This window comes from Martinezella lusitana (assembly GCF_010668395.1).
In the GTDB taxonomy this organism is placed as follows: Bacteria; Pseudomonadota; Alphaproteobacteria; order Rhizobiales; family Rhizobiaceae; genus Rhizobium; species Rhizobium lusitanum_A.
Genome location: NZ_WUEY01000001.1, coordinates 93,736 through 105,824, shown reverse-complemented (window position 1 = coordinate 105,824; position 12,089 = coordinate 93,736). Strand labels below are relative to the sequence as shown.

10 protein-coding genes and 1 riboswitch are annotated in these 12,089 nt (G+C 62.6%); of the genes, 5 read left to right on the top strand and 5 right to left on the bottom strand.

Features of this window, described 5'->3' with window-relative positions:
- Nucleotides 1-258: 258 nt before the first annotated feature.
- The gene (locus tag GR212_RS00545) at nt 259-2,865 is read left to right on the top strand and encodes a DNA translocase FtsK (RefSeq protein ID WP_432444350.1); all 2,607 of its coding nucleotides are present in this window, start codon (nt 259-261) and stop codon (nt 2,863-2,865) included.
- 301 nt (nt 2,866-3,166) lie between these two features.
- On the opposite strand, the gene GR212_RS00540 is transcribed toward GR212_RS00545, so the two are convergent.
- Complete coding sequence (locus GR212_RS00540) at nt 3,167-3,718, bottom strand: MOSC domain-containing protein (protein ID WP_163984518.1); 552 nt, start codon at nt 3,716-3,718, stop codon at nt 3,167-3,169.
- 71 nt (nt 3,719-3,789) lie between these two features.
- Here GR212_RS00540 and phnF point away from each other — a divergent pair, with 71 nt between their 5' ends.
- Nucleotides 3,790-4,524, top strand: coding sequence for a phosphonate metabolism transcriptional regulator PhnF (phnF, locus tag GR212_RS00535; protein ID WP_163984517.1), 735 nt, complete (start codon nt 3,790-3,792; stop codon nt 4,522-4,524).
- A 16-nt stretch (nt 4,525-4,540) separates the two neighbouring features.
- Here phnF and GR212_RS00530 read toward each other — a convergent pair whose 3' ends face one another.
- Genes GR212_RS00530 through GR212_RS00520 form a run of 3 tightly spaced genes read right to left on the bottom strand, consistent with a single transcriptional unit; the run spans nt 4,541 to nt 7,653 of the window.
- The gene (locus GR212_RS00530) at nt 4,541-5,971 is read right to left on the bottom strand and encodes an FAD-binding oxidoreductase (protein ID WP_163984516.1); all 1,431 of its coding nucleotides are present in this window, start codon (nt 5,969-5,971) and stop codon (nt 4,541-4,543) included.
- A 31-nt stretch (nt 5,972-6,002) separates the two neighbouring features.
- Nucleotides 6,003-6,977 (bottom strand): L-threonylcarbamoyladenylate synthase, encoded by a 975-nt coding sequence (locus GR212_RS00525; protein WP_163984515.1) that lies wholly within the window; start codon nt 6,975-6,977, stop codon nt 6,003-6,005.
- Between the two features lie 58 nt (nt 6,978-7,035).
- Nucleotides 7,036-7,653: a DUF6656 family protein gene (locus tag GR212_RS00520; RefSeq protein WP_163984514.1), complete on the bottom strand. Its 618-nt coding sequence runs from the start codon at nt 7,651-7,653 to the stop codon at nt 7,036-7,038.
- A 103-nt stretch (nt 7,654-7,756) separates the two neighbouring features.
- Here GR212_RS00520 and GR212_RS00515 point away from each other — a divergent pair, with 103 nt between their 5' ends.
- From GR212_RS00515 to GR212_RS00505, 3 genes are all read left to right on the top strand, one after another.
- Entirely contained in the window at nt 7,757-8,170 is a 414-nt protein-coding gene (locus GR212_RS00515) for an ACT domain-containing protein (RefSeq protein ID WP_163984513.1), read from the top strand.
- 217 nt (nt 8,171-8,387) lie between these two features.
- Nucleotides 8,388-8,592: riboswitch (cobalamin riboswitch) on the top strand.
- A gap of 98 nt (nt 8,593-8,690) precedes the next feature.
- Nucleotides 8,691-9,935 carry an aromatic ring-hydroxylating oxygenase subunit alpha gene (locus tag GR212_RS00510; protein ID WP_163984512.1) on the top strand — a complete coding sequence of 415 codons (1,245 nt, stop codon included), beginning with the start codon at nt 8,691-8,693 and terminating at the stop codon, nt 9,933-9,935.
- 2 nt (nt 9,936-9,937) lie between these two features.
- Nucleotides 9,938-11,026, top strand: coding sequence for a hybrid-cluster NAD(P)-dependent oxidoreductase (locus GR212_RS00505; protein ID WP_163984511.1), 1,089 nt, complete (start codon nt 9,938-9,940; stop codon nt 11,024-11,026).
- Here the strand turns inward: GR212_RS00505 and GR212_RS00500 are convergent.
- Entirely contained in the window at nt 11,023-12,030 is a 1,008-nt protein-coding gene (locus GR212_RS00500) for a glycoside hydrolase family 25 protein (RefSeq protein WP_163984510.1), read from the bottom strand. The two genes, GR212_RS00505 and GR212_RS00500, sit on opposite strands and share 4 nt — an antisense overlap.
- Between the last annotated feature and the right edge of the window lie 59 nt (nt 12,031-12,089).

Below are 12,089 nucleotides of genomic sequence, written 5' to 3'. Positions count from 1 at the left end.
ATCGCTGCTCGCCGCGCGTTCCTGGAGGAGAAGATTCGCAACGCCCGTGAAGCCAAGCGCAAGGCTGAAGAGCAGCGCCGCGCCGAGGAAAAGCGGCTTGCCGAACAGGTGAGACAGCGCACCGCCGCTGCTCCGCCGCCGGTCGTGGAGGCGCTGCAGGCCGCTGCCGCAATTGCGAACGAGCAGGAAATGCCCGTCCTGCCGCAGGGGATCTCTGCGGAAGATCTCGCATCGCCCGGCTGGCAGAATGCCTTCCTGATGGGGCCGAACGTGCGGTTCACCCGCACGCGCGAAAACGAAATCATCAGCCGTCGTCCGCCCGCCGAGCCGAAAGCCGACGTTCAGCCGCAGCTCGGCTCGCATGCCTCCATGCGGGTGATGGAGCCGCCGGTCGTCGAGGCGCCCGTTGCGTTGCCTGTGCCCGTTGCCGTCCAGCCCCTGCGTCAGGACGAGTTCCATCTGCCGCCGCTGGAGGACATGCCGCTGGTGGTTGAAAGCTACATACCGACAGTAATTCAGAGATCTCCGGCAACCGAGCCGGACGCATTGGAGATGACCGTTATCGCTACCGCATTCTCGAAAGCTCCCGCGATCGCGCTGGATGCTTCCCCTGTTCAGTCAAGTGTTCCCGAGTCCGTAGCCGCGCCTGTGGTCGAGTCGCGTCTTGCCCATCTTTCCGATTTCGCCTTCTGGGATGCGATGCCGTTCGACGGCGAGTTCCTTTCTGCCTTGAAGGGTGAGCCGAAGCAGCCGGCGATGCCGCCCAAGCCGGAAATCGATGCCGAATCGATCATTGCGAAATTCCGCGTCGTCGAGTGCCGCCGCCCGGCTGCCGCCGCCGAGCCGCAGCCCGCTGTCGTGCCATCCCCGGCAGTCGAGGTCGCAGCACCCGTCGAAACCGCTTCCGGCGTGGCTGCGGCAGATCTGAGCACGCCAGCCATGGACGAGCTTGCCGCACTTGAGGCCGCCGTTCTCGCTCCCGCCGTCGAGGCCGTGCCGGCGATTGTCGAAGCACCCGCAGCCGAGCCGCAGCCGGTCGAGACATTCGTGCCGCCTGCTTTCGTAACCGCGGTTTATGGCGCCGAAGCAGCGCCGGCTGCCGAGGCTCGCCCCGCTCCGGTCATGGTTGTCGCCCCGATGCCGGCGAAGGTTGCCGTCCCGGTTCCCGCCGAACCGGTCGCCAAGGCTGCGCCGATCCTTCCTGCAGTCGAGGCCGCAGCCCAGCGGTTGATCGATGCGCCGCCATCGCGGATCTCGCCGCGCCGGCCCGCCTCCCTGACGCCGCCCGAGTGGCGCCCGATCGCCGTCAGTGCTGAGGGGGAATACGAGTTTCCGCCGCGCGAGTTGCTGCAGGAGCCTGTTGCCCGTTCCGGCGTCATCATGACGCAGGAAACGCTGGAGCAGAATGCCGGCCTGCTGGAAAGCGTGCTGGAGGACTTCGGCGTCAAGGGCGAGATCATCCATGTCCGTCCCGGCCCGGTCGTCACGCTTTATGAATTCGAGCCGGCTCCAGGCGTCAAATCCTCGCGCGTCATCAACCTCGCCGACGATATCGCCCGTTCGATGTCGGCCCTGTCGGCCCGCGTCGCCGTCGTGCCCGGCCGCAACGTCATCGGCATCGAGCTGCCGAACGTCAACCGCGAGACCGTCTACTTCCGCGAGATGATCGATTCGCCCGATTTCGAGAAGAGCGGCTACAAGCTTGCCCTCGGCCTCGGCAAGACCATCGGCGGCGAGCCCGTCATCGCCGAGCTCGCGAAGATGCCGCATCTGCTCGTTGCCGGCACGACCGGCTCGGGCAAGTCCGTCGCCATCAATACCATGATCCTGTCGCTGCTCTATCGCATGTCGCCCGAGCAGTGCCGTCTGATCATGGTCGACCCGAAGATGCTGGAACTGTCGGTCTATGACGGCATCCCGCACCTCCTGACCCCGGTCGTCACCGATCCCAAGAAGGCCGTCATGGCGCTGAAGTGGGCGGTGCGCGAGATGGAGGATCGCTACAAGAAGATGTCGCGTCTCGGCGTGCGCAATATCGACGGCTACAACAGCCGCGTCGCCGCCGCCAAGGAAAAGGACGAGACGATCCACGTCATGGTTCAGACCGGCTTCGACAAGGGCACAGGCGCCCCGATCGAAGAGAGCCAGGAGATGGACCTGACGCCGATGCCCTATATCGTCGTCATCGTCGACGAAATGGCGGACCTTATGATGGTCGCCGGCAAGGAGATCGAAGGCGCGATCCAGCGTCTGGCGCAGATGGCGCGTGCCGCCGGCATTCATTTGATCATGGCGACGCAGCGGCCGTCCGTCGACGTCATCACCGGCACGATCAAGGCGAACTTCCCGACGCGCATCTCCTTCCAGGTGACGTCGAAGATCGACAGCCGCACCATTCTCGGCGAGCAGGGCGCCGAACAGCTTCTCGGCCAAGGCGATATGCTGCACATGGCCGGTGGCGGACGTATCTCCCGTGTCCATGGCCCCTTCGTCTCGGACGAGGAAGTCGAAAAGGTCGTGGCTCACCTGAAGCTGCAGGGCCGTCCGGAATACCTCGACACGGTCACCGCCGACGAGGACGAGGAAGACGAGGAAGAAGATACGGCCGTCTTCGACAAGGGCGCGATCGCTTCGGAAGATGGCGACGATCTCTACGAACAGGCGATCAAGGTGGTCATGCGCGACAAGAAGTGCTCGACCTCCTACATCCAGCGCCGCCTCGGCATCGGCTACAACCGCGCCGCATCGCTCGTCGAGCGCATGGAGAAGGACGGTCTGGTCGGCCCAGCCAACCACGTCGGCAAGCGCGAGATCATCACCGGCAACCGCAATGGCGGCAATTCGGGCAACGAGGATTTCGATTGATCTGACCGGGGGATGACGCTGGCTGCGATCGTCGCGGAGAGTGCGCATCCCCCCTCTGTCCCTTTCGGGACATCTCCCCCACAAGGGGGGAGATCGCTGATCAGCGGAACGTGCGTGCCTCAAACAAACATCTCGCCCGCAGAAACCAAAATGCGATGACTTGGTGAAGCGGTACGGCATACTCCCAACAATCTCCCCCCTTGTGGGGGAGATGTCACGAAGTGACAGAGGGGGGTATCAAATCCTCGGCGTATTCAGAGCCAAATTGTTTCTATGCGGCCGCGTCAAATTAATCCCAATATCAAACCCGCTCGAGCTTGATGTGCGGCAGCGGCGGCAGCTCGATGCGGATGGCATCGTCGCGCTGCACCCGGCCACCCTGCGAGACGATGCCCATGATGCCGGCCTTGCGGACCAGACCGCCCTCGGCATCGCGGTCGAGCACCGCATGCAGCAAGCCCTTCTGAAAATCGTCGATCTGCTTGCAGGGATTGCGCAAGCCCGCCACCTCCACGATCGCTTCCGCGCCGATATGCAGGCGCGTGCCCTGGGGCAGGGAAAGCAGGTCGATCCCCCTGGTCGCGATGTTCTCGCCCATGTCGCCCGGCGCGACCACAAAGCCCTTTTCGGTCAGTTCCTCGAACAGCTCTTCGTGGATGATATGCACCTGGCGCAGGTTGGGCTGCGTCGGATCGGCCGCGACGCGTGAGCGGTGCTGCACGGTCACCCCCATATGCGCGTCGCCTTCCACGCCAAGGCCGGTCAGCAATTGGATATGATCCTTGTTCTCCTTGCTGAACCCATGCACGCCGCTGCTGCTGACCGCCGTCACATATATGCGCTTGTCGCCCATGCCGAACCCTTCCATAAACGACCAGATCTCTGTAGATTGGTATATACCAATTTCAAGGCGACAGAATTGTGATGGGTGAGAAAAATCGACAGGGCGAAAGCGTAAAATCCGCCGGAGGCTGGGCGACCGTTGCCAGGGAGCTGCGAAGCGCCATCGACAAGGGCAGGCATGCCCCCGGCAGCCGCCTGCCGAGCGAGCGCGCCCTGTCCGAGCAATTCGGCGTCTCGCGGGTGACGATGCGGCGCGCGATTGCCGAGCTGGAGGGGGAGGGGCTCTTGCGCGTGGCGCGAGGAAGTGGCGCCTATGTACGCGCCGACATGCCCGTTCGCTTTCAATTGGGCGACAAGGTGCGATTCAGCAAGGATCTGACCGCGACGGACGCAAATCTGACGCGAAAGGTTTTCTCGACAAGGGAGGTTCCGGCAGATGCCGATATTGCTGGCAGGCTGAACCTCCAGCCGGGCGAGTCGGTGCTGGAAATGTGCGTGATCGCCTATGCCGACAGCCTGCCCGTCTCGGTGGTCATGCGCAGTTGCTTGGCTGCGCGCTTTCCCGGCCTGGCGCAGAAGTTCGGTTCAATGGGGTCGTTCACGGCAGCACTGAAGGATTATGGCGTAAAGGATTATTGGCGACGGTCCACCGACATCACGGCGCGTATGCCCACGGAAGCCGAAGCGCGTCTTCTGCAGCAATCGCGCCTCGCACCGGTGCTCGCCTATGCCGGCGAAGACATCGATGCCGACGGCGCGATCATTTCCTGCCAGATCGGCTGCTTCGCTTCCGAGCGGGTCGTCGTCACGGTGTAGGACCGTAAATCTGGTCTCAGGCCTTGAGGACCTTCCCCGGATTCATGATCCCGGCCGGGTCGAACGCCGTCTTGATGCGGCGCATCAGGTCCATTTCGATATCCGAGCGGATCGAAGCCAGCTCGTCTCGCTTCAACTGGCCGATGCCGTGCTCGGCGGAAATCGAGCCGCCATACCGCAGCACCAGCCCGTGCACGATCTTGTTCATCTCGCGCCAGCGGCCGATGAACTCCGCCTTGTCGGCGCCGACGGGCTGCGAGATGTTGTAGTGGATATTGCCGTCGCCCATGTGGCCGAAGGCGCAGATGCGTGCGCCCGGCATGGCGGCGACAACGGCCTTTTCGGCTTCCGCCATGAATTGCGGGATCTGTGCGACCGGCACGGAAACGTCATGCTTGATCGAGCCGCCTTCCGGCTTCTGCGCGTCGGACATGCTCTCGCGCATGTGCCAGATGGCCGTCTGCTGAGCTTCCGAGCTGGCGATGGTCGCATCCTGAACCAGGCCGGCTTCGTAGCCCTGTTCGAGCAGCGCCGTCATCATCCGCTCGGCTGTTTCAGCCGAATCGGACGTGGAGATATCGATCAGCACATACCAGGGATGCGCCGTCTCCAGCGGGTCGCGCACGCCAGGAATATGGCGAACGGTGAATTCGACGCCGATGCGCGGCATCAGCTCGAAGCCGGTCAGCGCCGTGCCGCACAGGCTGGAGGCGTTCTTGAACAGGGTCAGCGCGTCCTCGACCGACTGCAGGCCGGCAAAGGCGACCTGATGGCCGAGCGGCTGCGGAAAGAGTTTTAGCACCGCGCCGGTGATGACGCCGAGCGTGCCTTCCGCGCCGATGAAGAGGTCGCGCAGATCGTAGCCGGTATTGTCCTTCTTCAGGCGGCGCAAGCCGTTCCAGATCTCGCCCGTTGGCAGCACGACTTCGAGACCGAGGCAGAGCTGGCGCATGTTGCCATAGGCAAGAACGGCCGTGCCGCCGGCATTGGTGGAAAGGTTGCCGGCAATGCGGCAGGACCCTTCGGAGCCGAGCGAAAGCGGAAACATGCGGCCATGCTCGGCTGCCGCCTTGTGAACGTCCGCCAGAATGCAGCCGCCGTCGACAACAATCGTATTGCCGACCGGATCGATATCCCGGACGCGGTTCATGCGCTCCAGCGACAGGATGATGTCGGAGCCGCCCTCGCGCGGCGTCTGGCCGCCGACGAGGCCGGTATTTCCGGTCTGCGGAACGATGGCCGCGCCGGTCTCGCTGGCGAGTTTCAGGATCGCCGAAACCTCCTCCACCGAGCCGGGCTTCAGCAGCATGGGCGAAGCGCCGTGATAGAGCCCACGGTTTTCGACGAGATGCGGTGCGATCGCCGCCGGGTCCCGCACGGCATGTTTTTCGCCGACGATGGCGGCGAAGCGAGCGAGGAGGTCGGAAGAGGGGGCGGAGCTGCTCATGGCGTGTCCTTTGCCGGTAGGGCGGGCTAGTTCATTCTCGTGGTGCAGCCGCGCGACGCAGCCGGTCGTTGATGGCCTCGCCGAGGCCCTCGTCGGGAATATGCGAAAAGGCGATGGTCGCCGCGCCGGTCGCATCGGCGCGCTTCATGAAGTCGAAAAGGTTTGCGGCGGCCTCGGAAAGATCGCCGGTGGCGCTCAGATCCAGCACGGCAACGGCGTTCTCCATGCCGGCAATCTCGGGCGTCCCGAAGCGGATCAGCGCCTCGTTTGCGGACACATCCCTTGCGTCGAGCCGCACGGCGGCCCCCGGCGCATAGTGAGAGGCGAGCATTCCGGGCGCCTCGATCGCAGCCGAAGCTTTCTTCTTGCGCTTCAGCGCCTTGCCGGCTACCCGCTCGATTTCGCGGGCCGCGAGCCCACCGGGCCGCAGCAGACGCATCTCGCCATCCTCGACCTTGACGATGGTCGATTCCACGCCGACGACCGAAGCTCCGGCATCGAGGATCAGCGTGATTCGCTCCCCGAGATCGTCATCGACATGATCGGCGCTGGTGGCGCTGATCTTGCCCGACGTATTGGCGCTCGGCGCGGCAAGCGGGCGGTCGAAGGCACGGATCAGCTCGCCGGCGAAACCTTGAGGCACGCGGATGCCGACCGTGTCGAGACCGGCGGTCGCCAGCGGATGGATGCCGCTGTCGGCCTTGAGCGGCAGCACCAGCGTCAACGGGCCGGGCCAGAAGGCTTCCGCCAGCTTGCGGGAAATGGGATCGAAGACGGCATAACGTTCCGCCATGGCGAGATCGCTCATGTGGCAGATCAGCGGGTTGAAGCGCGGCCGTCCCTTCGTCTCGTAGATCCGCGTAATGGCGGCCGGGTTGGTGGCATCGGCGGCAAGCCCGTAGACCGTCTCCGTCGGCAGTCCGATCGGTAAACCTTCGGCAAGCGTTGCCGTTGCGACGTCAATCGCCGTTTGCGGATGTTCGAGAATGTCTATGTGTCGTGCCATGGCCTGCCTGCTTGCAGTTCAGGCCGTTCTTATGCCCTTCGAGTTTTCGGATCAATCGTCAAAGCTGGCGAATGATGTCGCGAAGCTGTTCGTTGCGGGCACCGAGCAGGAGAACGTTGCGGATGGCGATCTGCGGATCGTGCGTATGGAATAGCACGCCGTTGCCGCGAATCTCGCGATTGATCGTCAGCCTCTTGTCGTCCGCTTCCTTGTCCGGATGGACGGCGACGGCGAAATACATCCGCGAATATTTCAGGCTGATGTCTTCGAAGAAGTTTTCTTCCTGGCCGATGCGGGCAAAGAAGTTGGCGATATAGAAGGCCCAGTTCACGTCCTCATATTGCGCGAACTGCGTCCGCGCGGCGGTGACGTGACAATAGCCGAGATGCGGCGTGTCCTTCAGCGTGTGATGAAAGATGAGCTTCGGAAAGCGGATGGATTTGTGGAAGCTGTTGAGCCGGTCATGGGTCTTTTCGCCGGCATCCCTGAGCTTCAGCGCGGTGCGCTCGGCCACCTGCTGATGACTGAGGTATTCGCGCTCTTCCGCAAGCCAATGCGGCCTGTCGCGGTTGATGCGGCCCGTGCGCAGGAATTCGCTGTGCCCCGTCGTCGGTGCCGCCGGCGCCGGTTCGGGGTCGGCGGGCTTCCCAGCGTCGAAATATCTGAGTTTGGCCATGCCGGATCTCGCTATAAGACTCTCTATGCGGGACGATAGATCGCAGAGCTTGAGCCGGGCTTAACCGCGCCGGGCCGGCAAACCTTCGAGGAGACGAAAGAACATGCCAGGAATGACCGATCTCACGCAGCTGCTTTCCGGCATGAAGCCTCGTCTCGTCGCGGGTGAGTTCGTCTATTGCACCGTGCCGGCCTCCGCGCTCGCGGATCATCTGCATCTGGAGCCGATCGGGCTTTTCCGGGAGAAGGAAGGCGTGACGCTGATCCTTCCCCTGGAGGCGGCGAAGCGAGCGGGGCTCCCGGCCGCACCGGCAATGCGGATGATTACGCTCGAGGTCCACTCGTCTCTCGAGGCTGTGGGCCTGACGGCGGCCTTCGCCACGGCCCTTGGAAACGAGGGGATCAGCGCCAATGTCGTTGCCGCTTACTATCACGATCATATCTTCGTGCCGGCTGCCGATGCCGGGCGTGCGATGGCCGCCCTGATGGCGCTTTCCGCCGCCCAATCATCCCCCTGAGCGCCGGCCGGCGGCGGGTCTGTCGCAATCAGAATAAAGCGTCATCGATGCGATGTGGATGGCGCATATGCCGCACTTTCCACGCAGGCACATAAGAGCTTGAATTACCTTCCTATATTGGCGCTGCTTGCAACCGTCCCACGGCCCCGTTTCACCTGTCGTCAATTTCGAAGCCGATGTCGCATTGCAGCGCAGCCGCCGACAGGGCCGAGGGATATGATGATATCAATCTCAAGGTGCCGTCTGCTAGGGAGGCGGAGAATTGGGAAGCCGGTCAAAATCCGGCGCTGCCCCCGCAACGGTGGTGGAGTAAGGCATGGCGGATAAAGCCACTGGGTCTGGTCGGCCTGGGAAGGTGCCATGGGGTTCTGGAAACAGGGCCGCTCCAGAGCCCGGAAACCAGCCTTGGGCACATATGGTTTACTGACCGCGGCGGGCGGCCAGGACATTGCACCCGGCTGTTCCCAACCGGCCGCGCATGTCCTCTGCTCGTCTCCCGGTACTGCGCGAGGATAGGCAAATGGATATCAACAGCAATGTTTTGCGGCAATTGAAGAACCGCCGGCCGGGTTTCAGCCTGGAGCAACCCTTCTACACCGACGCCGAGTACTTCAAGCTCGACATGGAGATGATCTACTATCGCGACTGGCTGTTCATCGGTCACGATTGCGAAGTGCCGCGCGCGGGCAACTACTTCACCGTCCAGATCGGCGATTACCCGATCGTCATCGTTCGCGGCCGCGACCAGGTTATCCGCGCCTTCCACAACAGCTGTCGCCATCGCGGTTCGCGCGTCTGCACGACCGATCGCGGTTCCTCGGCAAAGCTGGTCTGCCCCTATCATCAGTGGACCTACGAGCTCGACGGCTCCTTGCTGTTCGCCCGCCAGATGGCCGAGGATTTCGACAAGAGCCAGTATTCGCTGAAGCCGGTCCATTGCGAAAGCGTCGGCGGCTACATCTTCATCTGCCTGGCGAAGAACGCTCCGGACTTCGCGTCCGTCCGCGCCACGATCGAACCCTACATGGCGCCGCATCGCATCAGCGAAGCCAAGATCGCCTTCCAGAGCACCATCATCGAAAAGGGCAACTGGAAGCTGGTCTGGGAAAACAATCGCGAGTGCTATCACTGCGCCGCCAATCATCCCGAACTTTGCCGCACCTTCCCGGAAGCGCCGACCGTCAGCGGCGTGCAGGGCGCGATGAGCGATCCCGTGATCACCGCGCATTGGGCGCACTGCGAAGCCGCCGGCCTGCCGAGCGAATTCAAGCTCTCTCCGGATGGGCAGTTCCGCACCGCGCGCATGCCGCTGATCGAAGGCGCGGAAAGCTACACCATGTCCGGCCAGAATGCCGTCAAGCGGCCGCTCTCTCCGGATGTGACGGTCAACGGCATCGGCACCATGCTTCTGTTCCACTATCCGACGACGTGGAACCACATACTCGGCGATCACGCCATTTCCTTCCGCGTTCTGCCGATCAGCGCCGAGGAAACCGCCGTCACCACCAAGTGGATCGTTCACAAGGATGCGGTCGAGGGTGTCGACTACGATCTTGAGGAACTGACCCACGTCTGGACCGAAACCAACGATCAGGACCGTCGTATCGTCGAGGAAAATGCCTTCGGCATCCGCTCGCCGGCTTACGAGCCCGGCCCCTATTCGGAAATGCACGAAGGCGGCGTCATGCAGTTCGTCGAATGGTACACGAATTTCATGATCAACCGGCTGCAGGGCGACCAGGCCAAGCTTTCGGCGGTAGCCTGAGAATGAACATGGCCGTCTCCCTTCCGCATCGCCACCTAGATCAGATGCAGCCTTGGAGCGACAGGCAGCATCTGCTCGAATGCCTCTCGGCCACGCCGGAAGCCCCGGACGTGATGACCTTTACCTTCAGGTCCGACAAGGACAACTGGTTCCGCTATCTGCCCGGCCAGTTCGTGACCCTTGAACTGCCGACGGCTCCGGAGCCGGTCATGCGCACCTATACGCTCTCCTCGACGCCATCGCGGCCCTTCTCGGTCGCGGTGACGGTGAAGGCGCAGAAGGATAGCATCGGCACGCGCTGGATGTTCGAGAACCTCAAGCCGGGCATGCGCATCAAGGCTTTCGGCCCTCTCGGCGATTTCAGCCATATCCGTCATCCCGGCGAGAAATATCTCTTCGTTTCCGCCGGCTCCGGCATCACGCCGATGATGTCCATGACCCGCTACATGTCCGACACCGCGCCGCTGTCGGATATCACCTTCATCAACTGTTCGCGCGGCCCGGCCGACATCATCTTCCGCTCCGAGCTGGAATATCTCGCGCGCTTCATGCCGAACCTCAATCTCGGTCTCATCGTCGAGGGTTGCGGCCGCACCGATCTCTGGTCGGGGCTGAAGGGCCGCATCGACAAGGCGAAGATCGGTCTGCTGGCCCCCGATTTCATGGATCGCACGATTTTCTGCTGCGGTCCCGAAGTCTTCATGGATGCCGTCCGTTCCATGCTGGAAGCCCATGGCTTCGACATGAAGCGCTACCACCAGGAAAGCTTCCAGCCGGCCAACGCGGCGACGCCGCTCGCGGAAGTGAGCGACGATGCCTCGACGGAAGCCGCAACGACGATCCGCTTCACCATGGCCGGCAAGGACGTCGTCTGCGCGGCAGGGCAGACCGTGCTGCAGGCGGCGCGGGGCGCAGGCGTGCGTATCGGCGCGGCCTGCGAATCCGGTCTTTGCGGCACCTGCCGCGTGATGAAGCTCTCGGGCGACGTCGAGATGAGCCACAATGGCGGCATCCTCGATGACGAGATCGACGAGGGTTACATCCTCGCCTGCTGCTCCCGCCCGAAGACGGACGTGCAGATCGAAGCCTAGAAATCCTCGTAGTTCAGCTCGTTGATTTCGACGGGCTTCGTCGATGGCGGCGTGGACGCGGTGACGATGGTGTCGACCATGAGCGAGACCAGCGTCTGCCGCGGTCCGCTGCACAGGGACGCGAGCGCGATCGTCAGGTCCGGCGCGGGCAGGGGCTTGGCCGGCAGGAGATCGCCCTGCGGCCAAACCTTGGCGAGCTGAATCCTGGTCATCGGCACGACATTGACGTCGATATCGGTCAGGGTGCCGGGAACGCGGTAGGGGCAGCTCTTTTCGGAACAATTGTCCGACGAAGCGAACTGCCAGATGGCATAGCTATCCCAGTTGCCGAGCGGGAACGTGCCCTTCACATCCGGCTTGTAACGGGCATACCAGAGCGGCAGCCGCGACAGCAGCGGATAGGTGCCGCGATGATCGGCGATATATCGCGCCGTGTTGTGGTTGGTATAGAGGATCGGATAGCGCCCGGTCCTGATCTTGATATGGGCCACGAAAATCTGCGCATCGTCCAGCGACATGAACTGCGTGGTATCCATGCCGTCTATGTCGAGCACCATCAACTCGTCCGGCTGCGGATCGGCATAGTCGAGAAAATGATTGGCCTGATCGATCGGGTTGCCGGGCCGTCCCAGATGATAGGCGCCCCACAACAGACCATTCGTTTTTGCAAGCATGCGGCGAGTTTGAAACAGCTCGCGGCTGACGGCATATTTGCGCCACATCGTCTTGCAATGGGCCACCGTATCGCCGGCATGATCCCCCGTGCAGCTGAAGCTTTCAGGGAGACCGTCGGATGCTTTGGAGATGAAACCGGCGATCCGCTTGTCTTGCAGAAATGCATTCCAGTCGATGGTGTTCAGCTCGTAAGCATCGACGATCAAAGCGTTTTTCGGATCTGTCCAGGGTTGGGTTTCACCGGCCGAAAGCTTGGAGGCCGGACCCATCAGGGTCAGGATCGTCAGGATGCTGCAAATCAGGAGCGTACTCTGCCGGTATCCTTTCATGAAATAATAGTAAGGATTGCTGGTTAATCTTGGGTTAAGAATGCAATCACTATAAATTC

Coding starts and splice junctions, on each gene's coding strand:
- GR212_RS00545 (WP_432444350.1), top strand. CDS start 259: ATGGGGCCGAACGTGCGGTTCACCCGCACGCGCGAAAACGAAATCATC.
- GR212_RS00540 (WP_163984518.1), bottom strand. CDS start 3,718: ATGGGCGACAAGCGCATATATGTGACGGCGGTCAGCAGCAGCGGCGTG.
- phnF (WP_163984517.1), top strand. CDS start 3,790: ATGGGTGAGAAAAATCGACAGGGCGAAAGCGTAAAATCCGCCGGAGGC.
- GR212_RS00530 (WP_163984516.1), bottom strand. CDS start 5,971: ATGAGCAGCTCCGCCCCCTCTTCCGACCTCCTCGCTCGCTTCGCCGCC.
- GR212_RS00525 (WP_163984515.1), bottom strand. CDS start 6,977: ATGGCACGACACATAGACATTCTCGAACATCCGCAAACGGCGATTGAC.
- GR212_RS00520 (WP_163984514.1), bottom strand. CDS start 7,653: ATGGCCAAACTCAGATATTTCGACGCTGGGAAGCCCGCCGACCCCGAA.
- GR212_RS00515 (WP_163984513.1), top strand. CDS start 7,757: ATGCCAGGAATGACCGATCTCACGCAGCTGCTTTCCGGCATGAAGCCT.
- GR212_RS00510 (WP_163984512.1), top strand. CDS start 8,691: ATGGATATCAACAGCAATGTTTTGCGGCAATTGAAGAACCGCCGGCCG.
- GR212_RS00505 (WP_163984511.1), top strand. CDS start 9,938: ATGAACATGGCCGTCTCCCTTCCGCATCGCCACCTAGATCAGATGCAG.
- GR212_RS00500 (WP_163984510.1), bottom strand. CDS start 12,030: ATGAAAGGATACCGGCAGAGTACGCTCCTGATTTGCAGCATCCTGACG.